The following is a 707-nucleotide window of genomic DNA, read 5'->3' on the forward strand; positions in this document are numbered from 1 at the left end:
CGTCTTTTTTGGTTTGCCATAACTAGTGTTTGTCATAAATTTCGGCAACAATCTATGGCTTAACTGGGTGTCCACCAAAATGTAGCAAGTTCAACTAAAAGGTATAAGGAGATTCTAAGTAAACTAGAACAGGCTAAGAAAATGGAACCTCAACTTATGCAACATATTAAGTTCTAATAATTTGAATATTCATTTTTTCAACATTAAAAATCATTAAAGTATGAAAAGCTTAAAGTTTAAAGAAAAATACCAAGATAAAATTATAAAAATATTATCCTTATTAACTTTTCAGGATAACTATAGAAAAAATAATACTGGATGGGTAAACAGAGATGATATATTCGATAAAATAGAATTTAAATATCCAAAAAAAATTAAAAACACAGAAAATTTTGAAACTTTAGAATCAAGTACTACAGTTAAAGAAAAGATAAAAATATGGCAGGAGTGCAGGCAAGAGTTAGAAGATCTTCTTTATTATTTTTTATTGCATAAAAAATTAGATAAAGAACAGATTGATAGGTTAAATATTGTTAGGCTAAAATTAGCCGAACCTTTAACTGAATTTTTAGAAAATGAGGGAGAAATTGATTTATTAAAAAAAGGACCATTTCACTGTTGTCCGGTAAACATATTAAGAGGGAACATAAGTCACCTTTAGAGTCTCTTCCACTCGTTTTTGTACCCTAATCTGATTGCGAGCCCCC

The 707-nt window shown here is 28.7% G+C and carries 1 protein-coding gene; it reads left to right on the top strand.

The annotated features are described in order from the left end of the window. Positions 1-220 precede the first annotated feature (220 nt). Positions 221-661, top strand: a complete 441-nt coding sequence (locus ACG2F4_RS19370) for a hypothetical protein (RefSeq protein ID WP_395262592.1) — start codon at positions 221-223, stop codon at positions 659-661. Positions 662-707: the final 46 nt, after the last annotated feature.

It is taken from the genome of Halalkalibaculum sp. DA3122, from assembly GCF_043951865.1.
GTDB lineage: Bacteria > Bacteroidota > Rhodothermia > Balneolales > Balneolaceae > JAMQKA01.